We start from the raw sequence: 26696 nt of genomic DNA, 5'->3' as shown, positions 1-26696 counted from the left end.
AAGACACCATATATACAAAGGAAGGACCAAAATAGATATGATAAAGACACCTGAACCCAATTGGCAACCAATCAGTGCTCTATCCATGATTGCTAATATGATTGATGGACAGCTAGAGGAATCACAGGAACAATACACTACTCTATTGGAGACGAAACAAAAACCACATGTGTTAGATGACTACACAGTACATCGCGTCATTCGAGTTTATACTGATCAACTTGAATTTTTGCCAATATATATAAAGCAACTCGAAAAGTGGCAAACAGAAGTAAGTTTAACACTTACTCAACAAAATGAAATACAACGACTGCAAGAACAAGTAAGGCAATGGAAGCAGGTTTTAACTGATATCTTAGATTTAGCGAACCAACTAAAAGAAGAGACCATTGAAAAAGTAATGTCAAAAAGTGATTTGGAGTTAGGTATTCAGAGTCTGAAAAACTACATCAACAAATTATAAGCCATAACCATTTTCGTATCCATTTTCTCGAAAAGTTGCACTATTTTCCTTGTTTTGCTATCCAAATTTAGACTTTCATGCTCCATTTTTTGAAAATAATTCTCCATCTGTCACATAATAATAAACACATATACCTGTCTCATTATAAAACATTGTCATTTCAACATTTCTTAGCATTTTCAATAAAAAAGAATTGAAGATAATTCAGCTCTAAAAACCGCAACTACATACCTCTCTAAGGTCCAAACAGCCCAAACCCAGCATCTTCGAGTGAATCGTGACTTTAAGGGATTTTCATGTTTTTTCGGCTTGAAATTTAACTTTATGAGTTCTATGTCACTTTTTTAAGCTATTAATCCATTAAATTAATACAATTTCTTTATCATTTAAGTTGGGGTATGGCAACCAAAAGCGAAATATGGGGCCATATGCAATAATTTCCCAAATCAAAACTAATTATTGTAACAAAAAGGTATAGAATTAATATTGTGACGAATTATTTTTGATACAGTATTTTGTTACAGCTAGTTCAACGGTTAGGATATTTCATATTTTTAAACACAAAACGTAACAAAAACGAACATTTTTGTTACAGATGTAATTGTAAGTATTTTCTATTTTTAAAAATAAAAATGAATCCCAAACATGTTCGGATTCATTCTTAGATTATGCATAATTAAATTTATACAACATATCGGTTAATACTAAATTGGTATATTTTGTCTTATTCCCCTTTTTCGGGGATGGGCACAGAGACCCGTATTACGCTTGCTTTATCCCGTTGTGAGTGTGAAAATCACTCCCAGCCTTCCGCCATTTCCACAGATATTTGATTTCCACTAATCGGTATATTTAACTCATTAATACCTGCTGCAACATCGACGTCAAATTCATTCCCATAAAATGTATATGCGCGTTTCCCATCGACAATTACGCGCCATTTTTTAGTCTCAGGTGCCATCCTATATCCACTACTAGCCGTAACCCGTAATGTACCGCCGCCATTTTTGTTAAATTGTAACGAACCCATGTTACCGTTATATGGATCAAATACTAGTAATTTCTCTGAATGCGGCTGGATGAGAATATTCATACCTTGTTTTAATTTCGCATGATAAATATTTTGATCCCCTGTTTGACTCATTTGGTTGTGTATATCATCATATGTTTGACGATCCAGTACAATTCTCATATCATATGGATCAACATTTTGATAAAACAGTTTATCCCCATCCACTTTCGCTCCAGGAAATGCGGTTTCCACTGCCTCTCCTAACGTGATTTCCGGTTGACTCTGTTGATCATAATTTGCTGCTTTTCGAGCGGAGATATATCTTTCTTTCGTATCAGTATTTGATGTACTTATGGTAATAGATGCGGTTTTGCTGTTAATATCGTTCATAACGTTTTCCCACTTTTGCGAATCGTTCACAATCGTATCCCCATCTGCATTGTACGTTTTGTAGTTTCCTGATGTTTGCGTCGTTTGAATTTGTAAAGGATCTCCCTTTTCTATTTGTTGTACCTGGTTATAACTCAACTTAATGGGCTGTGCATTGAAATCATCCATTGTATTCCAAGCAATTGGACTTTGTGTTGTTGACGGATAAGATGTTCCAGGATTTAACACGTTTGCTACTGTATTCGCTTTTGCGACAACTGTTGAGATAGTCGGTGCAGATGAACCTTTTCCTACAACAAAATTAAGCGTAGGTTTTACATTGTAAATTGGCGCAGTTCCAATATTTACATATCGTACATTTCCATTTAAAAAGGCTGCTTCTGCGGTATTAATTCCTAATGTTTCGCTCCATGATTTTCCGTTACTATGCCCAGTTGTGGTAGAATTCGATTGATCCACAGATACACTCGTTGTATAATCGTGAGAGTAACTTGCTGATACGGAAACAGACCATGGGTAACCGGCAGATGCAGACACCCCTTCCGTATTCGACTCCGTATTACTATTGGTAGTGGAGATGCCAACTGTATGACTTGTTTCATTTGTTTCTGTTTGTCCTTGCTCATGGGACACATTTTGATTCTTTGTTAAAATCATTTTTTCCATATTCACGCCTATTTTAGGAAAAGCAGCTACAATCGGATTTTTCGCTTCTGGTAAAATACCACCATCCACGTGACCTAACACTTTATCAATATCCGTAAACGGGTCTCCCGTGGTATGTTTATTCATTGGATCCGATTTGTATTTGGTATACCCTTGTTCTTTCAGCGAGTCATCCCATTTTACAACAAGTCCATTCTTCACCGTATATCCGTTGATCTCCCAATCATCTGGAATGTTATCATCATCAGAATCGATTGTAATCTCCCCATCATCTGCCATAACATTACTTTTTGCGGTTGTTGTAAATTGCTTGACTTTATCTTTAGAAAAATCAGGTAAGACTAAATTATTTTCCGGAACAACTTCTTTTTCTTTTCCGTTCACAGACCACAACATCTCCAATTGTGAAGCTCCATTTTTATCTGTATGATACTCTACAGTAATGGCATACGTTTTTCCTTTCTCTAATGTCATCTTTTCTTTCATGGGAGCATTTTGTAAAATCACCTTCCCATCGATTTGAATGGCCGCGTGTGAATCATCTGATGTAGAAAATTCATATTCGCCACTTTCACTTGGTTGAATGTAGCCCATCCATCGTACGGATTGAAACTGTTGCTTATCTTTAGATAAGGCACCTTGTAGCGTTTCTTGGTTGATTTGCGTTTTACTTGTAGATTGAACCGTAAACATCGTTAAATCTTTAAACGCATCATCTGTATAATAATTTGCTAGCAAACCATGTTTCACTTCTTTTTGTTCTTGATTGGTTTGTTCACTAGAATTCTGTGTAGCCGCATACGAAATCGCAGGACCCATCAGTTGGCTTAATACCATTGTAGTCGCCAACACTTTGTATATATTTTTTATCTTCATCTTTTACTCTCCCTTTCGCTCTACATGTAAAATGAAGAGAACGTGTAGATAACATCCTCTTCATTTCCATATTGATTATAACAAGAAAAAAGTGGAACGAAACAAAGGGAAATTGCCTTTCTTAAATGTAATTTACTGTAAAACAATACTTTTATATACAGACAAATCATATAGACTTCCTTTATCCACGAGGTAAATGACATGTTAATATAGGAGATACTGTTTATTTCGAGCCATTTGCTAATACAACGGATGGTGGGGTATTAGGTGGTAAAAATATTAGGTTTCCTTCCCTTATTTCTTCAAAAAAATATCCAACGATAGGATATTTTGTTCAAAAACAAGCGAACGGACAAATTAGAGATGGCTATTATAATCCAGAAGATTTATCTCTGATTACAGATTCAAGTCATTTATCAGATTACGGATATACACAAGCCCAAATCGATTTGGTTCAAAAGGACCTGAATCAAACATATAGCGTGATATGGGATGGAACAAGCAAACTAAAACGAGAAACAAACTATAAACTGCTTCCAGATGCTTCGGGTCTACAGAATGATGCAGCTGCATTCGGTTATAATCAAACGCTAACTTCGGGTGTATCAACAACAAATATGTTTGGATTCGCAACAACAGTTGGATGGAAAATGGGGATAAAAGTATCGGTTGTTCCTCTTGTTGCAGATGTTACTTCAGAAATTAGTGGAAGTTTAACAGCTAGTTTTCAGCATACTGTTGCCGTTACAAAACAAACGAGTTCGCAAGTGAAATTTGACATATCAAGAGTAGATATGCCTGACTATAAGTATAATGACTATGCGGCGGCTGTATACAAAATACAGTCAGATTATACACTGTTACCTGGTAAAGGATTATCATCTATTGTGGGGTCACAAGAACTACAATACGATAATGCTCCACGTGTAGCTGGATTAGCAAATACAAATTACGCATATGAAGGTTCCAAATATTACTTCACAGTAACACCTGGATCACACAAGAAAAGCGTTTAAGGGTGTTTTTGCCCATCCCCCCGAAAAGACCTGCGGTAGTATGTCAACTGAAAAATAATATATTTTGAAGTTATCAAAGGACAAATTGCTTAAAAAAGACATCACGAAACTAGACCAGCACCGCATGTAAAATACTGGAATTGATTGAAAGGTAGCGATGACAAGTTTTATGTCACACTTTCACACACCTTTCAGGCGTAAAGAGTTGGTGATTACGTAGTAGCGCATCCACCAATCGCACAAATTTTCTTGCGGTTAGAACGAGTGCACGTTTGTGTTGATGTTTTGGTACTTCATTATACTTTTTTGCGTAATATTCTTGGTATTCCAATACATGCTTTCTTACAGAGTTGGCGGCTTCAACTAAGTAATACCGCAAGTAATGATTCCCATTACGAGATAATGAAGTATTTTCAGCGGTGAACCGGCCAGACTGGTATGTACGCCAATATAACCCGGCATATTTTGCGATTTTGGTTTCATCGTCAAATCTTTCGATTTGGCCAATTTCAGCGATAATACCAGCGGCATATATAGGCCCGATTCCAGGAATGGATTCTAATGTTTGCGTTAATCCAGCCATGATCCGCTTAATAGATTTTTCTAGTTCTTTAATTTGTCTTTGATAGGTACGAATGATTTCGATTGATGTTCCTAAAAGAATATCGATTGAGTCTTCTACCACCTTATCTAAACGGTACGACGTGCGAACAGCCTTTTGAATGGTTGATGCGACACATTTCGGGTCACCAAATCGATTTTTACTCTTTTCCTGTAGGAACTCAGCGAGTTCCTCTAAAGGCATGTCAGCTAGCTCTTCTAGACTGAATTTTTCAAGGAACAATTCCATCATGGCGTTACCAAATATAGAAGAATCGACTTCTTGTGAGAACGTATTACATTTATAACTTAGGTGTTGTAGAAAATGTTGTTTCTCCTTTGTCAACATTCTAACGAGTTGATAACGAGCTCTTGTTAATTGCTGTAATGCCACGTATTGACTTTCTTTCACGATGGACATTTGATTTCGCCCAAATCGTAAATAATCAGCGATGACAAAGGCATCAATTTCGTCAGTCTTATTCATGTCTGAATAACTTTTCTTGAAGTTTGCGACTTGTTTTGGATTTAGAAGAAATACCTTTGTGCCAAATCTTTTTAAGTCTTCGTCATGATGGAGAAACATGGATGGGTGAAAACTGTAAACAGATGTAGATTCTAAGCCGATTTTTAAAGTTTCAACCTCTTGATTGGTTGTGCACTGTAATAATCGTTCTTTAAGTACCTGTGCACCTGGTAAGTCATTACTGACTGAAAAAGAATCTAGCTTTTCTCCTTCACCATTTAAAAAGCAAACTTTCATATCAAACGAACTTACATCTAGACCAACAAATAATCTCACGTAAGAGACCTCCTTTCGATTTAGAATCATTGCTTGGACGTCTCGAGATATCTCTAGTGTGTACGCCGACCAACAACCTCGTGTATAAGAGCTAGTCCTGAATCGAAAGCCGCCCTAGAGCTACTAACATCTAGGTTCGAGGATCAGGCTGCTCAGCCTGCGAGTAGGGAGCCCCGCGCGTTCACTGAGAAACACTCTTTTCGTGTGGTAAATCCACAGGGGAATACAGAATTGTCCCAAATGATCCTAAGACCATTATCTAGAAATATCTTGAGACGTCCAAGTATTTTCGGTTCTGGTGCAAAAAAATTAGGTTAATTGCAAGTAATCTCTAAACCTTGGACATACTGATAGTATTACTCTATAAAAGGTGTGTGATCAGTATGAAAAAGGACAATTTGTTTAAATGGAAGCATTACCAACCGAATATCATTGTATTAACTGTACGTTGGTACCTACGGTACAATCTAAGTTTTCGAGACTTGGTGGAAATGATGGAAGAAAGAGGATTATCTTTAGCTCATACAACGATTATGCGCTGGGTCCATCAATACGGACCGGAACTGGATCAACGGATTCGATGTCATCTGAAACAAACAAATGATTCATGGCGAGTGGATGAAACATATATAAAAGTAAAAGGGCAATGGATGTATTTATACCGTGCGGTTGATTCTGAAGGAAATACGATTGACTTCTATCTCAGTAAAACTAGAAATCATAAGGCTGCAAAGCGATTCTTTAAAAAGGCTTTGCATTCTTTTCATGCCTCAAAACCTCGTACAATCACAATTGATAAAAATCCTGCTTATCCAGTTGCCATCACTAAATTAAAGAGCGAGAAAAAAGTGCCGTTAGGCACTCAAATTCGGCAGATAAAATATCTAAATAACGTAGTGGAACAAGACCATCGATTCATTAAAAAACGTGTACGCTCTATGTTAGGATTTAAATCTTTTGGCACCGCTACATGTATACTTGCAGGAGTAGAAGCCATGCATATGATAAAAAAAGAACAGGTTGATTTACGGGATCAGTCTGTTCAAAATCAAAAAGAATTTATTCATCAATTATTTGGATTAACAGCGTAAAGAATGATTCCAATAGGAATCCTCATTATTTCTTGGGAACGTATCCTTTCTTTGCACCAGAACCTTTCAAATTCTGCAAAAGAAGCAAATAAGTGAAACATTAATTGTCCTGTAGCGCTAGAGCGATCCATCGTGATATTTTCTTGTACACTATAAAAACTAACGCCCTGTTCATTTAATTCATTTACAATTTGGATGAGATGATGCATCGTTCTTCCTAAACGATCGAGTCGCCAGACTACCAAAGAATCACCAGGTCTCACATATTGAAGAGCCTTTTCAAGGCCGGGCCTTTTTCCAGCGATGCCACTCAACTTGTCTTCAAATATTTCATCACATCCATACGCCTTTAAAGCATCTATTTGTAAATCCAAATTTTGATCTACAGTTGATACACGAACATAACCAATTTTCAATTTGTAGTCTCTCCCTGTTCAATAATTTAATTTTAGATAGATATCTGAACATACATAATTGTACACTGTTTATGGACACGATAATAGGAAAAATTGTAGTGTTTTTTACTAAAAAATAAAGTGTACAGAAATATACAATTTTCTGTACACAAAAGAAGTAACTTTCTTTTATTTGAATCATGCTTGTATACTTATATGGCATAGAAAAAAATTGAGAGGATATCATTCATCAGGAGGAATTATAGTGCCACTACTCTTTATCTTGCTATTTTTTATTGTAAATGTTCTTATTTATTTCAAATCATCTCGATGGAGAAAACAACAACATCTTTACGTTCAGTCCTTTACACTTCTTATCGATTATTATATTTTTATTATTCCTATTACCGTACTAGTATTTGTAGTAGCTCTTCCTGGCATTTTTATTACTGGTAACAGTACGTTAGATACGATTATGATAAACATATTTATGATTGAGCTGTATTTATTTAGTTTACCTGTGCTCTTATTATGGAATTTTTATATGGTATATCCGAATCTAAAATTTCTTTGTTCTTTACATGACACAAAAATTTTGAATTACGAAGTTTTGAAAAGAGGTACTTTATGCTTAGAAGTCATTCTATGTTGCGTTCTTATTCCATCGATTCATTACATAGTCATCATTTTTTTAGTTGGAATGAGCCTGTTTTTAGAGTATAAAATTGCAGATGCCTCTTAATCAGATTGTCATATAAAAAGACTGCTGTGTGAAATTCAACAACAGTCTTTTTTATTCAAAATATATAAATCAGGGTTTCTTTGTACTGTAGGTATTCATTAATCACAATAGGTTAATCCCTTATTTACCTCTTGTATATCGAATGCAGTAGGATCAAAATCTAATAAATCCCATTCTGCGAAGAGTTTATATTGTGGATGTGAAGAATCTTTTATTGCCTCTAAAAATTCAATATATCCCGGAATACCTCCGATATCCTCTAAAGGAGCTGCATTTTCTCCCCCAATGCATGTTATTTCATCAAAGTTTTGATCGAGTACATCTTCAACTTGAATCTGTAGCAACCAGTGATCTCCAAAGTCGTATACATATTGAAAAATTTGCCCCTTCTTTTTGATTTGTTCAAGTAGCATGGTTCTATGAGCGCGCAGCATTCGAGATGGTGTTGTCAATTCCAACATGGAAAAGGGAATACTCGAATCAGGTGGATCCGATATAGTATATTTTCCTACAGTGAATTCAAATAAATGTTGGTGCTCCCATTGAAATAAGCATTGAATCACATCATGTAAATCATCAAAAGTTAATTTCGCAGGTAAAATAACTTTTCTCCAAATAGGGAAAGGGCATCCCACTAATTCCAAATGTAATTGATAGCATTTCATTCTTGTTTCATCCCGTCTGAAGTAATAACATATTTCTCATTTTCACCGAAATCATGAGAAATAGATAGTAAAAGGCAAATGAAGGAATCAAAAATTTTGATATTTTACAAAGAATCACTTGAAATGTGTCCAAATTGTGTCTAAACGTACAATTTTCCCGAAATGGTATCGTGAGGCCATGCCCATCAACTTAAGCCTTTTTACTACCCCCAAGTACAAAAAAAACGTTATTCTTTCTTAATAAACTATAAGGAAGGGTGACGTTTTTTTATGAATCTCTCGATTCAAGAGGAGTTACAACCATTTGCAGAAGAATTACAGCGCTATATCACACCTGATTTTTTGGAAGAACTCGCAAGAGAGATGAAATTTGTAAAGAGAAAGCGCAAATTTTCGGGGGCAGATTTAGCTACCATTTGTATTTGGATTAGCCAAAGGGTGGCCAGTGATCCTTTAGTACGATTATGTAGTAGGCTTCACGCAGTTACAGGTACTGTACTTAGTCCGGAGGGCTTAAATAAACGATTTAATGAAAAATCAGTGTTATTTTTAAAACATATCTTTTCTTTGTTGTTACAACAAAAAGTCTGCGAGCAAACGCACATTTCTAGCCAACTTTATACTCATTTTAAACGTATTCGCATCATGGATGCCACTATGTTTCAGGTACCTAATACTTTGGAACATATATATCCTGGTTCAGGTGGTTGTGCGCAAACAGCTGGGATCAAAATTCAATTAGAATATGACTTACATAGTGGCCAATTTCTCAATTTTCAAGTGGGACCTGGAAAAAATAATGATAAAACATTCGGAACAGAATGTTTAGATACGTTACGACCAGGCGATTTATGTATTCGTGATTTAGGGTATTTCTCATTAGAAGATTTAGACCAAATGGATCAACGGGGGACATATTATATTTCGAGGTTAAAGTTAAATACGAACGTATATGTAAAAAATCCAAGTCCGGAGTACTTTAAAAATGGTACCATTAAAAAGCAATCAGAATACATACAAATCAATGTCATGCAAATTTTGAATCAACTCCAACCAGGTGAAACAATAGAATACCAGCAAGCTTATATTGGAGATAAACAGCAGTTATTTTCACGTCTCGTTTTTCATCGTTTAACAGCAGCACAATTACAAAAACGCTTGAAAAAAATTGCAGAAAAAGAAAAGTTGAAACATAGAACCTATTCAGAGAAAAGTAAATTAGTAGCAGGATTAAATGTATATGTGACAAATGCACCTTGGGAATGGGTTCCGATGGAACAAGTACATGAATTGTATACATTACGCTGGCAGATAGAAATTGTTTTTAAAACGTGGAAATCATTGTTTGATATAGATCATTGTCGCACTGTCAAACGAGAAAGAATAGAGTGCCACTTATATGGAAAACTAATTGCTATTTTTTTATGTTCTTCTACTATATTTAAAATGCGCCAACTTTTGTTACAGAAGAAACAAATAGAATTAAGTGAATATAAAGCGATAGGAATGATTCAAGATCACCTATTTCTCCTCTATCAAGCCATACAGAAAAACACCCAAGAGATAACAAAGCTTCTAATTCGTCTGTTCCACCTTCTACAACAAAACGGACGGAAATCTCATCGATATGAGAAGAAAACGGTCTTTGATATCATGGGTGTTCATTATGAGTATAGTATAGCTAGGGAACAAAAGAAAGCTGCATAGTTTTAAAAATAAAACTCGGTAGAGTTTATTTAGTGTGCGTGCTTTTAGAAATAATCAATATGATGAACAATTGGTAGCTATTTTGAAGGGAACTTCATTTTATTTGTTCTCTTAAGTTGATGGGCATGTATCGTGAGGCCAATTAGAAAAACGTATACAAGAACTAGAAAATGCTTCAAAAAAAAACTCCAAAAATAGTCATAAGCCACCTTCTACAGATGGTTTAGGTAAGCCTGTTACAAAAAGTTTGCGCAAACCGTCTCATCGTCAAACCGGTGGCCAGTTAGGCCACAAGGGACATACTCTTGGTTTGACAGCGACTCCAGATCATACGATTACACATTCTCCTACATATTGTACTTGTTGTCATACTTCCTTGAACCACGAGCCTGTAAAAGGGTATCGCATTCGCCAAGTGTATGACTTACCACCTATTCAGATTGAAGTGACAGAACATAAAGTAGAACAGAAAGAATGCCCACATTGCCATTCTATCCAAGAAGCCCAATTTCCTTCGACAGTATCTCGTCCTGTTCAATATGGTCCAAATATAAAAAGACTGATTCCCTATTTAACGCATTATCAATGCATTTCTTTGAAGCGAACAAAAGAATTCTTTCAGGATTGTTTTGGACATTCTATAAGCGAAGGAACCCTGGTAAATCATACACAGGCTTTCGCTTCTCAATTGCAGCCATTCATAAAAAAAGTAACGGAAAAGATCCTGCAGTCTCCTATTGTCCATTTTGATGAAACCGGTATGCGTGTAGAAAACAAAACACAATGGTTACATACTGCCAGTACACCGGAGGTGACATTGCAACATATTCATCACAAACGCGGAAAAGAAGCAATGGATGCGGGCGGAATTTTACCGTCTTTTTCTGGAATTGCGATGCATGATGGTTGGAAATCGTATGATGCGTATACAGATTGCCGACATGTATTATGTAATGCCCATCTCTTACGAGATTTGCAAGGAATTATAGATAGTACGGGGCAAAAATGGGCGCAACAGATGCAGAAATTTCTCACGCAAGCTTTAACGCTGAAAAAACAATACAAAGGAAATCTGCCAAAAGTAAAGCAACAGCACCTGTTTACTGTTTATCAAGCTATATTGAAAGAACAACCAGTCTTTTCTACAGAATTAAAAAAGAAAAGAAAGCAGACGCCTGCTCAAAATTTATGGAATCGCTTCGTCAAATATGCTGACAGAATTCTAGCATTCTTAGAACATCCAGACATTCCATTTGATAATAATCAAGCGGAACGGGATATTCGAATGACGAAAGTCAAACAGAAAGTGTCTGGGACTTTCCGAAGTAAGAAAGGCGCAGAATCTTTTTGCCAGATACGAAGCTTTATGAGTACCATGAAAAAACAAAAACAATCTGTCTTACAAGCGATAGGACAAGTTATAGAAACCGGAACGGTTCCTTGGAATCGCACAACTTCATAAGAGAAATTCTCTGTTTGATTTAGATTCTTTCTCTTATTGGAGTCTTTTCTTTTTTATGTTTTCGAATGAAAACATGTATTTGGTATGCCCTTTTTCCTAATTAAGCTGAGTAGTTACAAAATCTGATTATTGCAAAATTCCCGATTTGCTAGGTGATGCTGGTTCTACCCCTTATAGAACGATACCGGAACCAGTTCGTCCTAGATATCATAGTACAGATCCTTTATTCGTTGCATTTGATTTTAAACGAGGCACATTCCGCTGGGTGTATGACAATGATGCCCCGAAAGCATTAACAGCAATTGCTGTGCAAAAGATGCTTCGATTAGAAGTAGCCAGAGCGCAATTGAGAAAAGGAATTTCCGCACAGCACTTACGGAATACTTTTATTCTACGTTGTCTAGAAAGGAATATGTCTATAGAGGAAATCAAAAAAAGAACGGGATTTCTTTCTCATTTATCAGTAAAACGTTATGTGGAATATGCAAATCAGCATTCTCATGGAAAATAATTAAAAAAATCAATTTCTATAGCATATAAAATAGTATACGTTTTCTTTTTCATAGGCATCTGCGATAAAAGGAGCATAGAACATCAAACATACGAAAAGCTCCCTAACTTGTTATACAAATCAGGGAGCACAGGGTGGTATAGTATCGGTTACGCCAAGTGTAGCATAAAAAGGTTCATTCGGTCTATATATTTCTGAATATTCATTTTTTTAATATTAGTTCTTCAGGTTCAGATGGCCCTAAAGAATCATCTAACCTTGTGAAAAAGTGTACGGTACACTTTACTTGTCTAAAATAAGACATATTTCCGACAGTTCCATATTTGTAAACTTCGCAATATCTTCGATATCCATGCCATTTTTATGCATGCCCTGAATCAGTTGGATTTTCCCTTTTTCCATACCCTCTTGAATCCCTTCTTCTTTTCCTTCTTTACGTCCCTTTTCTATGCCTTTCTTCTCTGCATACTTGAACTTAGAAGTCTCATCAATCAGAGCCTTTTGTCTTGCTTCATATAACATACGGAATCCAGGGTCTTGACTCATCTTTTCCCATTTTTGCATCGCATCTTTTAAAATCGGGTCTCGGTTCATGGCGATCTCCTCCAGCGTATGCGTTAATTGTGCATCCTCATTGGCAGATAATAAGAGTAGCCATCGTACAAAGGCGTCTTCCCACGGATTGACCTGTTCTTCTTTCCATTGCTTCATTAATTTTGGGATTTCAATGATGTGTAATTCGAGATCATCTAAGAGTAACTTTTGTAAATCGATATCCCACAGTTTCCCTGTTGTATGGAACGTTTCGTATTCTGGAAAGACTGGAAAGTTCAAAATATTGATGGTAATCGTCTTCCGTAACGTATCATACGAACTACCTTTTTTCATTTGAGAGGCATATAAACGACTCCAGTAATACAAACTACGTTTTAGAAAATCATTGTGGTCATTCAGTTGTATTTCAATTGCAATTTGGGTCTTATCGTCTAAAGTTGCTAATACATCTAGAATGGACAATTTGTCTTTTTCATATTCGCGGTGCATATGTGGGTCTTCTATTGTCAGCGTTTGAATCGGTGAAGAGAGCGAAGAGGCCAACGTCACGTTCAAAAATTGCATTAAAATCTGTTCATTTCCTCTTGTTCCAAATAATTGCTTGAAAGCAAAGTCGACTCGTAAATTGACTAAAGGTTGATTCATAAATAGAGTCACCTTTCTGTTTTGTATTCTATGGGACTTTTTTTGCTATTCCCCTTTTTCAGGGGAATAGCAAAAAATCTATATATCTATTGTAGTGGAAAAAGGAGAGAAGAAGCAACCCTTGTGGAGTTTTTGGGAGGATTTTATTTTTAATATACAATGAGGTACGTGAAATTTTATGTTGTCCTCTAAAATTCCCCTACTACTCTTTATACATACTCATTGTGTTGTATCTGCCGTTTTTATCGTTCGACATAGAAATGCATTCACTATTCCTTTTTGTGTTGTTAAAAAGGGATCTGAGCGTTCATTTTTCACACTCTCCGCAAGCCAAATGGATATTATACCGATATTTTAACAGGAATAACCATCAGAGAAAATATGTGGACTAGAGGTGTATCGTCAAATGGACCGAACAGTAAGACACCGCTCGTTGCTTCAACTCTTCGTACGTGCATAATCTTTGTTTCTCAAATAATTTCGGATGTTTCTGTCTATAGTATTGGAACAATTCTTCCCCATTATTTCGTATACGATACCGACGCGTTTCTCTAATTGTACCTGGGATTTCTTCTGGATCAAATTGTCCTAGAATTTGTAATGCTTGTGAAGAGGGAATTTCTTTCCCTGTCACATAGGCATGGATAAAAATGATTTCTTTTATTGTGATATACGTGTAATATAAATTTCCACCCATAGAAGCCCCCCCTCTTCTCGTTTTATTTTTATATCCGTACATAACTAGGCAGATACACAAAACTAGGTTCTGTTGCAAAGTTTTTGGAGCTGAGCTAGACTGTAGAAAAATGAGATGAGGAGCATAACATATGAGATATTTTAAAGGAAAACAATTCGAGAGAGACATTATCTTGGTAGCCGTCGGCTACTATTGTCGTTTTTCTTTAAGCTATCGCGATGTATCTGAACTTTTGAGAGAGCGTGGTGTTTCAGTTCACCCTACAACTATTATGCGTTGGGTTCATGAATACGGAAATATCATGTATCAAATTTGGAAGAAGAAAAATAAATCAGCACATTCCGTATGGCATTTAGATGAAACCTATATCAAAGTCAAGGGAAAGTGGCATTATCTTTATCGTGCGATTGATAAGGAAGGTCACACATTGGATATTCAACTTCGCAAAAAGCGAGATCATCAAGCGGCCTATATGTTTATGAAAAGGTTAATGAAAGCTTTTGGAGAACCAACGGTTCTTACAACAGACAAGGCTCCTGCTTTACTGTGTGCGTTCAAAAAACTGAAACATAATGGCTTTTATGTACATACGAAACATTGCATTATTAAGCATCTAAATAATCTCATCGAACAAGACCATAGACACATCAAACGACGTTTTGCTAAATCCGCAGGATTTCAAAACCTTCGTCATGCTTCACGTACAATCAAAGGAATCGAAACGATTCATGCTATACATAAAAAAAAACAAAGTTGGCAACCGAACTTTGTTTTTTTCGACGTACAACGAATTACAGAAACTATTCAAAACTGCATAAATGCTACATACCAAATGAGGCTTGCTTTGTCTATTTAAAAACTTTGCAACGGAACCGTATGAAGTATATATCTTTTGTATCTCAATATATAACTAATCCAAGAAATGTAGGTGCTGTACTTCCCGGTCCAAAGTTTCTTGCAGAAAAAATGATGGAAAGTATCAAATTTGAGAAAGCTAAATATATTAGACCTCTTCGGAAATTAAAACCGGATAGGAATTTATTGCAAAAAAATCCTAAAAAACGCTTGAAAAAATGCGAGCTGACCAGAGAAGAAAACAAGCAAAATCAGGCACTAGCTATCAAGTACATCTTACTTATGGAATGTATAACTTTGAATTTTGATACTGAATAATTAATTTTCGAAGAGGTCTATTGTTGAATATGGACCAGGTACGGGTGTATTCACTGAAAAATTACTTAAAAAACGAAATTTGAATATCACTCTTTTATTAGTGGAAAATAATAGAGAGTTTTATTTAATATTGAAAGAAAAGTTTGCAACAAAGAAGAATGTATTCATTGTATGGGGGGCTGCGAAAAATACCGATGAGTATTTAAAAGACTTTACTATTCCTTATGCAGACTATATTGTTTCAGGCATTCCTTTTGCTAGTCTACCTCAACATATTTCAGATGAAATCTTATTCACTACCACCAAAGTGTTAAAGACAGAGGGGGTATTTATTACTTTTCAATATACAAAATTTAAAACGAAGTTCCTTAAGCAGTTTTTTTCTAAAATAGATGTGAAATGGGAGCTTAGAAATGTACCTCCAGCTTATGTCTTTAGCTGCTCAACACAAAAAAATAAGGAGGGGTATTATGGAAACTAATATTCTTGTTGTTGATGATGATAAAGAAATCAGAAACCTTATTTCTGTTTATTTGAAAAATGAAGGTTTGCAAATTCAAAAAGCTGAAGATGCTATTGAAGCTTTTAGATTATTGGAAGAAAAAGAATTTGATCTCATTATTTTAGATGTTATGATGCCTAACATGGATGGAATTGAAGTATGTATGAAAATTAGAGAAGAACGAACGATTCCAATTATCATGCTTTCTGCAAAATCAGAAGACATGGATAAAATTCAGGGGCTTACTTCTGGTGCTGACGACTATTTATCAAAACCGTTTAACCCATTAGAGTTAATTGCTAGAGTAAAATCTCAATTAAGAAGGCAGTCCAAATACAATATTACAACGAACAAACATAAAAATAAGATTGAAATAGATGATTTAACTTTACATACAGATACACGCCAAGTATGGATAAAAAGTACAGAAGTGAGACTCACTCCTAAAGAATTCGATATACTGGAACTTCTTGCTCGCAACAAAGGGATTGTCTTAAGTATAGAAAGAATATATGAAGCTGTTTGGAAGGAGAATTTTTATAAATCGGATAATACTGTAATGGTACACATTACAAAAATCAGACGAAAACTGGAAGGGGATTCCAGGAATCCTCGTTACATTAAAACCATCTGGGGGATAGGGTATAAGATATGAGAATGTTTGATTTTCGAACTAAATTAATGGCAAAACTTATTATTGCGGTAGCAATTAGTATTGTTATCACATTTGGTGTGACAATACTAAGCTTCTTGAGTTTATTATCTATTAACAGTCCAAGTTTCTTTGTGAATATTACCTCCCTTTTTTCAGTGGTGATAGTCACCTTTATTAGTATATTATGGTTAATAGTAAGAAGAAAATTATTATATTTGAAATCCATTACAAAGAGTGTTCATGATATTGCTAATGGAAAACTGGGTTTAACAATTAGAATAGAGAGTAGGGATGAATTGGCTCACCTTGCAAAAAATATCAATTATATGTCCAAAGAACTAACGAATAAATTTGAGTACGAAAGAAAATTAGAAACGATGAAAAATGAATTGATTACAAATATATCCCATGATTTACGTACACCTTTGACATCTATTATAGGCTATTTAGATTTATTGAAAAAGGGAAAATACGACACTGAAACGCAACTTCAAGAATATATGGAAATCATTTATTCAAAGTCACAGAGACTGAAACATTCAATCGATGAGCTGTTTGAGTATACCCGTTTATCCAGTCCTGATACCAGGTTAAACCTTAATAAAGTTGATTTATCAGGGTTGTTGGAACAAATAGTTGGAGAATACACTCCTATATTTGAGAAAGAAGGTCTAAGTGTTAAAAAATCGATAACGGCAGAAAATATACCTATTGTCATAGATATAGAAAAAATGGTCCGTGTTTATGAAAACCTCTTTATAAATGCGATAAAATACAGTGTAAAACCATCTGAACTATCAATACAATTTGAATGTGTTGGCAACAAAACCATTTTAAAAATAGCAAACACCGCTGAAAGGCCTCTCGTAAATGATGTAAATCAATTATTTGAGCGATTCTTTACAGGAGATCAAGCCAGAATAAATGAGCCAGGAACTGGTATTGGACTGGCTATCTCCAAAAGGATTGTTGATCTTCATAATGGTAGCATTTATGCAAAATATAAAGACGGACGGATAACCTTTGTTATTGAGCAACCTAGAAATATATAAAGGGGCATGGAATTTAGAATTCTATGCTCTTTTTAAAAGATAAGAAAGTATAAGTTTTTAAGCACGAATTGCTTCCTTGGAAAGCTTGTTATGTAAGGGATTTTGAACAATATTTGGAATTTCCATAATGCGCTAGATTGTGATATTTTTTAGTTATGGAAGCAAATATATTAAAACGTATTTTCTTTGATGAACATAATCATTGGGAACGATTTAAAGATAAATATGGAGCGAGGATCCGTCCAGTTGTTTTGAAAGAAATTGAAAAATTTAGAGGGTGTGGAGACCCTGAAAATGGATTTAAATTGTTTGTATGTGAAGGGTGTCATCATGTTCGAAAAGTTCCTTATCGTTGTAAAGGACGATTTTGTACAACTTGTTCTGTAGGAGAAAGTGAAGAATGGAGTAGACTTCTTTCAGAAGACGTACTTCAGGTGAATCATCGTCATGTTATTTTTACCGTAGATGAAGGACTTCGAGATATTTTTCTTTTGCACCGCCATTTATTAAAGATTTTTATGGATGAGGCCGCCAGGCTGTTGGTGGATTATTTTCAAAAGAAAATTAAGGTAACACCCGGTATTATCGTAGGTCTTCACACCTTCGGCACTAGAATTAATTTTAATCCGCATGTTCATATACTTGTTACAATGGGTGGGATGACAAAGATTGGAGAGTGGAAAGGGTATGATTTTCTTCCGTTTGAGATGCTTCGGAAACAGTGGCAAACCATCGTGTTAAAACTGATTCGAAAAGAGCTCACGGTGGCAGAAAAAAAGCCAATTCAATCGAAACTTCAAAAAGCATTTTCTGATAATGGGAAAGGCTTCTATGTACATGCTCCGAAACAGAAAGGAAACGTAAAAAAACAACTTCGGTATATTGGCCGCTATATTCGTCGACCTGCTATTGGGTTGAACCGGATCGAGGAATATGATGGGCAATCTGTTTCTTTTACATATACGGACAAATTAGATGGGAGGAAAAAAGTAGAAACGATATCTGTAGAAGAGTTTATTTCTCGATTAATTCGTCATATTCCAGATGAGCAATTCAAAATGATTCGTCATTATGGCATGTATGCACGTCGAATTAAAACATTATGTAAAAAACTATTAAATGAATGGCAAAAGAAAGCCAGACGTTGGATAATAAAAGTGAAAAAAACACTACGTCGTCAGACGTGGAGGGAACGAGTTATCGCGAGTGGAAAAAAAGATCCTCTTCTTTGTCCAAAATGTGAATCATTTTATGAATACAAGGGGGAAGTCTGCCTAGAAAGCAGAGAATGGAAAATAAAAGTAGCTTTATGCCAAAATACGCGAAATTATTTAAAGAGGGTGATTGATTATTTCGCCAGTAAGCAAACATCGAAAAAAGAAAAAGAAGAAAAACACAGTTGGACATAAGCGAATTAGCTATGTACAGTATGTTTGTGTAGGCTGTGCTCAAACAGAAAATATTCCCGATTCTGTGGTAAGAAGATTTGATATCATGGATGTAGGAGATTCGATTGTTCCGCCTAGGTTTTCCTGTGAACGATGTGGTGAAGATATGTATCCGCAGGATTACACAGGGATTGATGGGATTATGTACAATTTATCGGATTTTCGCTAGACGAAAAAGGACCGGGTGGTTTTCCCGGTTTTTCTTATGTCGTAATTCACTGTACATTTAAAAAATTAAGTCTGGTGTAAAATAGGGTCTCTGTTTAGAAAAAAGTGGAGATATCTCTCCTTAAAAATATCTCATTTAGGACGCTCCTCACCCTATTCTATAAAGGAAAGACCTATTAGACATACAGGATATTCGTACTCTATACCGATACTGGGATGTTCTTTTCCAGACTCTCAAAAAATGAGATAAGTTTCATTCAGACGGGAAAAATTACCGTTCTTGTAACGTAGCTAAAAATTTAAAGGTAACTACTCAGCCACCTTTCGGTGGCTTTTTTTAATTTTACTAGTTTCATATGCCTCCTATTTGTAAATACTGAGTATATCAAACAGGGGAGGTGAATATTATGGTCGATCGAAAAATTATTTTAGATACATATAAAAAAGGACCTGAAGCTGTTATTTCTTTATTTGAAGAAACATTTTCTAAATTAGAAAAACGTATACAAGAACTAGAAAATGCTTCAAAAAAAAACTCCAAAAATAGTCATAAGCCACCTTCTACAGATGGTTTAGGTAAGCCTGTTACAAAAAGTTTGCGCAAACCGTCTCATCGTCAAACCGGTGGCCAGTTAGGCCACAAGGGACATACTCTTGGTTTGACAGCGACTCCAGATCATACGATTACACATTCTCCTACATATTGTACTTGTTGTCATACTTCCTTGAACCACGAGCCTGTAAAAGGGTATCGCATTCGCCAAGTGTATGACTTACCACCTATTCAGATTGAAGTGACAGAACATAAAGTAGAACAGAAAGAATGCCCACATTGCCATTCTATCCAAGAAGCCCAATTTCCTTCGACAGTATCTCGTCCTGTTCAATATGGTCCAAATATAAAAAGACTGATTCCCTATTTAACGCATTATCAATGCATTTCTTTGAAGCGAACAAAAGAATTCTTTCAGGATTGTTTTGGACATTCTATAAGCGAAGGAACCCTGGTAAATCATACACAGGCTTTCGCTTCTCAATTGCAGCCATTCATAAAAAAAGTAACGGAAAAGATCCTGCAGTCTCCTATTGTCCATTTTGATGAAACCGGTATGCGTGTAGAAAACAAAACACAATGGTTACATACTGCCAGTACACCGGAGGTGACATTGCAACATATTCATCACAAACGCGGAAAAGAAGCAATGGATGCGGGCGGAATTTTACCGTCTTTTTCTGGAATTGCGATGCATGATGGTTGGAAATCGTATGATGCGTATACAGATTGCCGACATGTATTATGTAATGCCCATCTCTTACGAGATTTGCAAGGAATTATAGATAGTACGGGGCAAAAATGGGCGCAACAGATGCAGAAATTTCTCACGCAAGCTTTAACGCTGAAAAAACAATACAAAGGAAATCTGCCAAAAGTAAAGCAACAGCACCTGTTTACTGTTTATCAAGCTATATTGAAAGAACAACCAGTCTTTTCTACAGAATTAAAAAAGAAAAGAAAGCAGACGCCTGCTCAAAATTTATGGAATCGCTTCGTCAAATATGCTGACAGAATTCTAGCATTCTTAGAACATCCAGACATTCCATTTGATAATAATCAAGCGGAACGGGATATTCGAATGACGAAAGTCAAACAGAAAGTGTCTGGGACTTTCCGAAGTAAGAAAGGCGCAGAATCTTTTTGCCAGATACGAAGCTTTATGAGTACCATGAAAAAACAAAAACAATCTGTCTTACAAGCGATAGGACAAGTTATAGAAACCGGAACGGTTCCTTGGAATCGCACAACTTCATAAGAGAAATTCTCTGTTTGATTTAGATTCTTTCTCTTATTGGAGTCTTTTCTTTTTTATGTTTTCGAATGAAAACATGTATTTGGTATGCCCTTTTTCCTAATTAAGCTGAGTAGTTACATTTAAAGTTTTACCTATAGATCTTAAATTTTCTATTTTTGTTAAGAAAATTTAAGAAATATATGCAGGGTTTATTAAGAAATTCCATTTATAATTCAAATTATCTTACAAAATAATTAGTACAGAGGTGAAACTTATGAAAAAAAAATCTTATGTAAATACAATATTATGGATATTAGCCCCATTCATAACGATTATCAGTCTTTTATATATATTAGAGCACAACATAATCTCATATCCGATTATTGTTGGTATTCTTGTTATTCCGTATATTATAAATGTTTGCTATTTTATTTATAGTAAAAAAGTTGACTTATAAAAACAAGCTATTAAAGTTCTTCTCTTAGTTTGAATCATAAACTAGGAGGCGTTCTCAGAATTTGATTTGCATGAAAAACGAAAATAGGAGGATATATATAATAAAGCCAGTTGTAGATGTAAAAAACGTTCAAAAAGTATACGGTAAAAAAGGTGATAACGAATCACATGCATTAAAAGGTGTCTCATTCTCCATTCAAGAAAGTGAGTTTGTTGGCATTATGGGACCATCTGGTTCGGGAAAAACAACACTATTAAATGTTATTTCAACCCTCGATAAAGCAACAGGCGGCGTTGTTGAAATTGCAGGTACGGATATTACAAAAATGAAGCAAGGTGAGCTTTCAGATTTCCGTTCACAAAAGTTAGGATTCATCTTCCAAGACTTTAATTTATTAGAAAACTTATCTATTTATGAAAATATTGCACTTCCACTTTCGCTTCAAGGTGTTTCATCACATAGGATTGGACCGAAGGTAGAAAAAGTAGCCGATATGTTAGGAATTTCAGCAATTCTACAAAAATATCCATCTGAAGTATCTGGTGGACAGAAACAACGCTCAGCAGCCGCACGTGCATTAGTTCATGAACCGGCCATTATTTTAGGGGATGAACCTACGGGAGCCTTGGATTCTAAAAACGCAACGAGTTTACTGGATGCCATGACAAACTTAAATACAGAACAAGGCGTTTCAATTATGATGGTTACACATGATCCATATAGTGCAAGTTATTGTCAGCGTATTTTATTCATTCAAGATGGTGAGTTATATAAAGAAATTCATCGCGGTGGTACACGTGAAGGTTTTTATAAAGAAATTTTAGACGTGCTGGCAGACTTAGGCACACAAAAAGCATAAGAGGAGGCCTGAGGACATGTTATTTAAACTTTCTATGTCAGGGCTAAAAAGTAAGTTACAAGATTATATTGTCTTACTCATTGGTCTTATTATATCTATCTCAACTTTTTATATGTTTCAAACGTTAGCACTCAATAAGGCGTTTCTTAACTCTAGCTCCTCTATTAAGGATATTGCATTTGTATTCCACATTGGTTCCATGTTGCTAGCGATTATCACATTTTTCTTCATTTTATATGCAAACTCTTTTTTAATCTCTCTTCGCCAAAAAGAGTTTGGTATGTATATGATGTTAGGAGCAAAAAAGCATAAGGTTACACTACTTATGTTTATTGAAACAATCCTATTAGGCGCAGCGTCTCTTGTGATTGGAATTACAATTGGTGTAGGACTTGCAGCTGGTATCGGACAGTTACTAATGAAACAGTTAGAATTCTCTGGCGATGGGTATCAAGCATTTTACATACCATCTATGACTGTTACTGGTATCTTCTTCCTTGCATTATTTGTACTATCAGCAGGTATGAATAGTATTAAATTAGCACGGATTTCTGTATTACAACTTGTACATGCAGATACACAAACAGAGCCTGTCATGGTAAAAGGGAAACTGACATCTGTCGTTGCATTCCTTGGTCTGATTTTGCTAGGTATTAGTTATGCATCACTGATTTATATGAGACAGGGAAAGGGGCCGGAGATTCTCGGATTCATGGCTCTTGGATTAATTACAGCAACAATTAGTACTTACATGTTATTTGGATCACTTCTCCCCGTTATGATCAAAAAGTTTAAGAGTAATAAAAAACGTAGTGAAAAAAGGCTTAATGCTTTTACGTTTGCTCAATTAAACTTTCGCATTAACAGTCTAACAAATGTGCTTGCTACGGTAGCGATGTTAGTGGCTCTTGGAGCTGGTGGAATCTCGTCGGGTCTAGCATTTAAAAACAACATTATGCCGATGGTTGATACAGTGGAAATTTACGATTCAGTCGTTCATAATCCAACAGCGGAAGAAAATAAAATTTTGAGTGGTATCCCATTTAAAGAGAAAGTTGAATATCACTACAAAGTAGATGATAAGTATGTTTACTATATAAAAGAAGAGTTAGAAAAAAATCGTCCTTTAGCAAAAGATTGGACAAACATGTTACCGGGACAAAAAAGGGTTTCAGAAGACTTACCCATGGGTGCATTTTCAACAAAATGGGGTAAAAAAGATGCGAATACGAAAAAATTACCAACACAATGGAGCGACGCTTTCAACACTATTCAGCCAGATTATATATATCCTAATCATGGCATAAAAATTGTAGATCAACACATGTACAATAGTGTGGAGAATAGAGAAAATACTGTATTTATGGGGAAAACAAATAATTTTGAAGCATACTTAAAAGAATGGAAAAAACTTGACGAATTACAAGTAGTTAAATATGCAAATGTGAAATCTGAAGCACTATGGGGTAGTAAGTATCAAACGTACAATTCTTTTTATAGTGCTTTCAGTGGATTGATGTTTATGGGCATATTTGTCGGAATTGCGTTCTTAGCAATGATGGCAAGTTGCCTGATGTTTAAAGTTCTGTCTGGTGCATCAAAAGATATTACACGTTATCAAATGCTTCGTAAAATTGGTGTTCGCCGAGAATTATTAACAAAATCGATTTATAAAGAGCTATTCTTTGTATTCTTATTCCCAGCAATTGTGGGTATTGTTCACATATTAGTTGGTATGAATATGTTCAGCGGTCTTTTAAGTAATCCGTATGCCCGCATTTGGTTACCACTTGTGATTTTCGTAGTGATTTACTTGATTTACTACCTCATTACAGTTCAATTATATAAAAGAATTGTACTTCCGAAAGAAAAGTAATGTAAATATGATTTATATGAAGTGTCAAAATAATCAGCCCTCATGTATTGATTATTTTGAAGGAGGACAAAAAAGGGTTCTGGTGCAAAGAAAGGATACGTTCCCAAGAAAGAATGAGGATTCCTACTGGAATCATTCTTTACGCTGTTAATCCAAATAATTGATGAATAAATTCTTTTTGATTTTGAACAGACTGATTCCGTAAATCAACCTGTTCTTTTTTTATCATATGCATGGCTTCTACTCCTGCAAGAATACATGTCGCTGTGGCAAAAGATTTAAATCCTAACATAGAGCGTACACGTTTTTTAATGAACCGGTGGTCTTGCTCCACTACGTTATTTAGATATTTTATCTGTCGAATTTGAGTGCCTAACGGCACTTTTTTCTCTTTCTTTAATTTGGTGATGGCAACTGGATAAGCAGGATTTTTATCAATTGTGATGGTACGAGGTTTTGAGACATGAAAAGACTGCAAAGCTTTTTTAAAGAATCTCTTTGCAGCCTTATGATTTCTAGTTTTGCTGAGATAGAAGTCAATCGTATTTCCCTTAGAATCAACAGCACGGTATAAATACATCCATTGCCCTTTTACTTTTATATATGTTTCATCCACTCGCCATGAATCATTTGTTTGTTTCAGGTGACGTCGAATACGTTTATCCAGTTCCGGTCCGTATTGATGAACCCAACGCATAATCGTTGTATGAGACAAAGATAACCCTCGTTCCTTCATCATTTCTACCAAATCACGAAAACTTAAGTTGTACCGCAGGTACCAACGTACTGTTAATAAAATAATATCTGGTTGATAATGTTTCCACTTAAATAAATTTTCTGGTCCCATACTGATCACACACCTTTTTGAAGTAGTAATACCAGTATAGCCAAATTTGAAAAACACATTTCAAACATTTTGTTTTTTTGCACCAGAACCGATTATACTGTTCCTGTATACTTTGGAGTTGTAAATGTAGTCCTTTTGCCAGTGGTGTCATTTTGAGGTCTTGTTGTAAAATGAGCAATAACTGAGACACTTTTATAAGCATCTCGTGAATCTCATATGATTCTTCTATCAAACCCTCTATAGAAACCTGCTGAAGAATTGATTCAATTCTTCTCATTTTCCAATCAATTTCTTGTAACAATTGTGTAGAATTACCAGACCATGACTTATCCACGTATAATTCCTCTCCTCTCCTCTCTTTCTATATCTATTTGCATCCAACTTACTGATAGTTTCCATGTTACTATGGAAAAATAGAAAAGGAAACCTAGAAATTCAAACGATACACTTCTGCTGTTACATTCTTTTCAATTGTTTTTATAACTGAAATTTATATATGTATGACTATTCCTGTAAGTTTAGTGGTATATGGTATAAGCATTCCGAATTTCTATTAAAATATCAGCAATTCGTTTGCCATTTTTCAAAATCATGTGATTTATTGTATACCCGTCTATACATTGCCTTAATTCTTGATTTAATATGACTTCTATTTCACCGTTTTCTCGCATGTTACTCGTTAATAAGGTCGGCTCGTTATTTAACAAGCAATACAATTGTAAGGTTTCAGCCAATACTGTCACTAATGGTCTCAATAGAATATCATGGTGCGGAAGCATATTAGCAGCAATTTGTTTATTTAAAACAAATTGAATGCCATTTTCTTTTACATCAAATTGATATAAGAAAATCATTTACACATAGCACATCCTTTTCATATGATGTGTGAAGATATAAGAGAGAATAAGAATCGTATAACTGTTGTATCATCCGCTTATTCCCTCAACTGAATAAAAGAATGGTCTATATTCATTATATATCAGGGGAAGTCACTATTCAATTTGTTATTTCATTTTAGCTGGATATTTCCAATCGGGCTTATCTTTTTTATCAGGGTTTATATTTTTTGTTTTGATTTCTTTTACCCTACTTCGTTCTTCACCTAGCTTACGGATTGCATGTTTACACTATCTATGCCTAGTATACGGTGAACATTATGGACAAAAGAACTTCTCCCTAATGTATGTGTCGTACCAAAGGGAACGCCTAATTCTTTTGCTATCCGTACCACACCTTTAGAGCCGGAGGTTGCACCACCATGCCCCATATGTTCTAACATGAGCATGACAATATCTGCATTCCGTATCATTTTGCGTAATGTAACTTCTCGTTCCCTTTTCCCATGCGCCCACTGAAAATTTCCACCTCTAACGGTAATTTCTTCTTCAATGGCTGCTCGACCTGGTTCAAATCCTACCATCAAAATTGTCTTTCCTTCCAACGTTTGTACATACTCTTTTTGATTTTTTTCTTGCTTTCTCTTCATACGGGCTGGTTTACTAAAATCATTTACAAAACTAGACGGATACGTCCAAGCAACCCTGACGGTTCTGGTGCAAAAAAACAAAATGTTT

General features: G+C 35.4%; 22 protein-coding genes and 4 pseudogenes. 16 read left to right on the top strand and 10 right to left on the bottom strand.

The features are described from left to right. Nucleotides 1–37 precede the first annotated feature (37 nt). Entirely contained in the window at nt 38–463 is a 426-nt protein-coding gene (locus tag MHI28_RS34045) for a hypothetical protein (protein ID WP_340828923.1), read from the top strand. Nucleotides 464–1259: 796 nt separating this feature from the next. On the opposite strand, the gene MHI28_RS34040 is transcribed toward MHI28_RS34045, so the two are convergent. Then, the gene (locus MHI28_RS34040; protein ID WP_340828920.1) at nt 1260–3407 is read right to left on the bottom strand and encodes a binary toxin-like calcium binding domain-containing protein; all 2148 of its coding nucleotides are present in this window, start codon (nt 3405–3407) and stop codon (nt 1260–1262) included. A 449-nt stretch (nt 3408–3856) separates the two neighbouring features. On the opposite strand from MHI28_RS34040, the gene MHI28_RS34035 reads away from it, so the two are divergent. After that, on the top strand, nt 3857–4423 hold the full coding sequence (locus MHI28_RS34035; RefSeq protein WP_340828919.1) for a hypothetical protein: 567 nt from the start codon (nt 3857–3859) through the stop codon (nt 4421–4423). A 172-nt stretch (nt 4424–4595) separates the two neighbouring features. Here MHI28_RS34035 and MHI28_RS34030 read toward each other — a convergent pair whose 3' ends face one another. Then, nucleotides 4596–5825: an IS110 family transposase gene (locus tag MHI28_RS34030; protein WP_100909797.1), complete on the bottom strand. Its 1230-nt coding sequence runs from the start codon at nt 5823–5825 to the stop codon at nt 4596–4598. Between the two features lie 383 nt (nt 5826–6208). Between MHI28_RS34030 and MHI28_RS34025 the strand changes: the two genes are divergently transcribed. Further along, a complete protein-coding gene (locus MHI28_RS34025) occupies nt 6209–6916 on the top strand; it encodes an IS6 family transposase (RefSeq protein WP_100910638.1) in 708 nt (235 codons plus the stop codon). 26 nt (nt 6917–6942) lie between these two features. Here MHI28_RS34025 and MHI28_RS34020 read toward each other — a convergent pair. Then, nucleotides 6943–7332: pseudogene (locus MHI28_RS34020) on the bottom strand (recombinase family protein); the annotation flags it as partial. A gap of 244 nt (nt 7333–7576) precedes the next feature. On the opposite strand from MHI28_RS34020, the gene MHI28_RS34015 reads away from it, so the two are divergent. Further along, complete coding sequence (locus tag MHI28_RS34015) at nt 7577–8053, top strand: hypothetical protein (RefSeq protein WP_100910644.1); 477 nt, start codon at nt 7577–7579, stop codon at nt 8051–8053. Nucleotides 8054–8151: 98 nt separating this feature from the next. On the opposite strand, the gene MHI28_RS34010 is transcribed toward MHI28_RS34015, so the two are convergent. Continuing rightward, nucleotides 8152–8718, bottom strand: coding sequence for a plasmid pRiA4b ORF-3 family protein (locus MHI28_RS34010; RefSeq protein WP_100910645.1), 567 nt, complete (start codon nt 8716–8718; stop codon nt 8152–8154). 270 nt (nt 8719–8988) lie between these two features. Here MHI28_RS34010 and MHI28_RS34005 point away from each other — a divergent pair, with 270 nt between their 5' ends. The 3 genes and pseudogenes from MHI28_RS34005 to MHI28_RS33995 form a co-directional block, all read left to right on the top strand. Continuing rightward, a complete protein-coding gene (locus tag MHI28_RS34005; protein ID WP_199665201.1) occupies nt 8989–10425 on the top strand; it encodes an IS4 family transposase in 1437 nt (478 codons plus the stop codon). Nucleotides 10426–10564: 139 nt separating this feature from the next. Further along, a pseudogene (gene tnpC / locus MHI28_RS34000) lies at nt 10565–11887 on the top strand (IS66 family transposase); the annotation flags it as partial. 166 nt (nt 11888–12053) lie between these two features. Then, nucleotides 12054–12398: pseudogene (locus MHI28_RS33995) on the top strand (integrase); the annotation flags it as partial. Between the two features lie 282 nt (nt 12399–12680). Here the strand turns inward: MHI28_RS33995 and MHI28_RS33990 are convergent. Beyond that, nucleotides 12681–13598: an Rpn family recombination-promoting nuclease/putative transposase gene (locus MHI28_RS33990; RefSeq protein WP_197235024.1), complete on the bottom strand. Its 918-nt coding sequence runs from the start codon at nt 13596–13598 to the stop codon at nt 12681–12683. A 388-nt stretch (nt 13599–13986) separates the two neighbouring features. After that, complete coding sequence (locus tag MHI28_RS33985; protein WP_197235711.1) at nt 13987–14295, bottom strand: 50S ribosomal protein L7ae; 309 nt, start codon at nt 14293–14295, stop codon at nt 13987–13989. A 130-nt stretch (nt 14296–14425) separates the two neighbouring features. On the opposite strand from MHI28_RS33985, the pseudogene MHI28_RS33980 reads away from it, so the two are divergent. The 9 genes and pseudogenes from MHI28_RS33980 (at nt 14426) to MHI28_RS33940 (ending at nt 24275) form a co-directional block, all read left to right on the top strand. Further along, nucleotides 14426–15113, top strand: a pseudogene (locus MHI28_RS33980) (IS6 family transposase). A 58-nt stretch (nt 15114–15171) separates the two neighbouring features. Beyond that, the gene (locus tag MHI28_RS36385; protein ID WP_445661816.1) at nt 15172–15468 is read left to right on the top strand and encodes a hypothetical protein; all 297 of its coding nucleotides are present in this window, start codon (nt 15172–15174) and stop codon (nt 15466–15468) included. Nucleotides 15469–15487: 19 nt separating this feature from the next. Beyond that, nucleotides 15488–15949, top strand: coding sequence for a class I SAM-dependent methyltransferase (locus MHI28_RS33970; protein ID WP_340828960.1), 462 nt, complete (start codon nt 15488–15490; stop codon nt 15947–15949). Then, the gene (locus MHI28_RS33965) at nt 15939–16625 is read left to right on the top strand and encodes a response regulator transcription factor (RefSeq protein WP_340828914.1); all 687 of its coding nucleotides are present in this window, start codon (nt 15939–15941) and stop codon (nt 16623–16625) included. Before MHI28_RS33970 ends, MHI28_RS33965 begins: the two co-directional genes overlap by 11 nt. Beyond that, nucleotides 16622–17677 (top strand): HAMP domain-containing sensor histidine kinase, encoded by a 1056-nt coding sequence (locus MHI28_RS33960; protein WP_340828911.1) that lies wholly within the window; start codon nt 16622–16624, stop codon nt 17675–17677. Before MHI28_RS33965 ends, MHI28_RS33960 begins: the two co-directional genes overlap by 4 nt. 155 nt (nt 17678–17832) lie before the next feature. After that, complete coding sequence (locus MHI28_RS33955; RefSeq protein ID WP_100910182.1) at nt 17833–19086, top strand: IS91 family transposase; 1254 nt, start codon at nt 17833–17835, stop codon at nt 19084–19086. 614 nt (nt 19087–19700) lie between these two features. Next, nucleotides 19701–21104 (top strand): IS66 family transposase, encoded by a 1404-nt coding sequence (gene tnpC, locus MHI28_RS33950; protein ID WP_340828062.1) that lies wholly within the window; start codon nt 19701–19703, stop codon nt 21102–21104. Nucleotides 21105–21637: 533 nt separating this feature from the next. Continuing rightward, complete coding sequence (locus tag MHI28_RS33945) at nt 21638–22399, top strand: ABC transporter ATP-binding protein (RefSeq protein ID WP_197235076.1); 762 nt, start codon at nt 21638–21640, stop codon at nt 22397–22399. Nucleotides 22400–22415: 16 nt separating this feature from the next. Then, nucleotides 22416–24275, top strand: a complete 1860-nt coding sequence (locus tag MHI28_RS33940) for an ABC transporter permease (protein WP_340828910.1) — start codon at nt 22416–22418, stop codon at nt 24273–24275. A 139-nt stretch (nt 24276–24414) separates the two neighbouring features. On the opposite strand, the gene MHI28_RS33935 is transcribed toward MHI28_RS33940, so the two are convergent. From MHI28_RS33935 to MHI28_RS33920, 4 genes are all read right to left on the bottom strand, one after another. Further along, the gene (locus MHI28_RS33935) at nt 24415–25122 is read right to left on the bottom strand and encodes an IS6 family transposase (RefSeq protein ID WP_197234856.1); all 708 of its coding nucleotides are present in this window, start codon (nt 25120–25122) and stop codon (nt 24415–24417) included. Then, nucleotides 25100–25456, bottom strand: coding sequence for a hypothetical protein (locus tag MHI28_RS33930; protein ID WP_340828908.1), 357 nt, complete (start codon nt 25454–25456; stop codon nt 25100–25102). The genes MHI28_RS33935 and MHI28_RS33930 overlap by 23 nt, the downstream gene beginning before the upstream one ends. A 184-nt stretch (nt 25457–25640) precedes the next feature. Beyond that, complete coding sequence (locus MHI28_RS33925; protein WP_340828905.1) at nt 25641–25976, bottom strand: hypothetical protein; 336 nt, start codon at nt 25974–25976, stop codon at nt 25641–25643. 248 nt (nt 25977–26224) lie between these two features. Next, on the bottom strand, nt 26225–26608 hold the full coding sequence (locus MHI28_RS33920; protein WP_340828904.1) for a hypothetical protein: 384 nt from the start codon (nt 26606–26608) through the stop codon (nt 26225–26227). Nucleotides 26609–26696: the final 88 nt, after the last annotated feature.

The organism is Bacillus sp. FSL K6-0268 (assembly GCF_038005425.1).
GTDB lineage: Bacteria > Bacillota > Bacilli > Bacillales > Bacillaceae_G > Bacillus_A > Bacillus_A thuringiensis_S.
This window is presented reverse-complemented; position numbering and strand designations above follow the sequence as displayed.

Bases quoted from the DNA above. Each gene is read 5' to 3' on its own strand.
- MHI28_RS34040 (WP_340828920.1), bottom strand. From the start codon at position 3,407: ATGAAGATAAAAAATATATACAAAGTGTTGGCGACTACAATGGTATTA.
- MHI28_RS33965 (WP_340828914.1), top strand. From the start codon at position 15,939: ATGGAAACTAATATTCTTGTTGTTGATGATGATAAAGAAATCAGAAAC.
- MHI28_RS33935 (WP_197234856.1), bottom strand. From the start codon at position 25,122: ATGGGACCAGAAAATTTATTTAAGTGGAAACATTATCAACCAGATATT.
- MHI28_RS34010 (WP_100910645.1), bottom strand. From the start codon at position 8,718: ATGAAATGCTATCAATTACATTTGGAATTAGTGGGATGCCCTTTCCCT.
- MHI28_RS33925 (WP_340828905.1), bottom strand. From the start codon at position 25,976: ATGATTTTCTTATATCAATTTGATGTAAAAGAAAATGGCATTCAATTT.
- MHI28_RS33960 (WP_340828911.1), top strand. From the start codon at position 16,622: ATGAGAATGTTTGATTTTCGAACTAAATTAATGGCAAAACTTATTATT.
- MHI28_RS34005 (WP_199665201.1), top strand. From the start codon at position 8,989: ATGAATCTCTCGATTCAAGAGGAGTTACAACCATTTGCAGAAGAATTA.
- MHI28_RS33985 (WP_197235711.1), bottom strand. From the start codon at position 14,295: ATGGGTGGAAATTTATATTACACGTATATCACAATAAAAGAAATCATT.
- MHI28_RS33955 (WP_100910182.1), top strand. From the start codon at position 17,833: ATGGAAGCAAATATATTAAAACGTATTTTCTTTGATGAACATAATCAT.
- tnpC (WP_340828062.1), top strand. From the start codon at position 19,701: ATGGTCGATCGAAAAATTATTTTAGATACATATAAAAAAGGACCTGAA.
- MHI28_RS33920 (WP_340828904.1), bottom strand. From the start codon at position 26,608: ATGAAGAGAAAGCAAGAAAAAAATCAAAAAGAGTATGTACAAACGTTG.
- MHI28_RS33940 (WP_340828910.1), top strand. From the start codon at position 22,416: ATGTTATTTAAACTTTCTATGTCAGGGCTAAAAAGTAAGTTACAAGAT.
- MHI28_RS36385 (WP_445661816.1), top strand. From the start codon at position 15,172: ATGAAGTATATATCTTTTGTATCTCAATATATAACTAATCCAAGAAAT.
- MHI28_RS33990 (WP_197235024.1), bottom strand. From the start codon at position 13,598: ATGAATCAACCTTTAGTCAATTTACGAGTCGACTTTGCTTTCAAGCAA.
- MHI28_RS34045 (WP_340828923.1), top strand. From the start codon at position 38: ATGATAAAGACACCTGAACCCAATTGGCAACCAATCAGTGCTCTATCC.
- MHI28_RS34025 (WP_100910638.1), top strand. From the start codon at position 6,209: ATGAAAAAGGACAATTTGTTTAAATGGAAGCATTACCAACCGAATATC.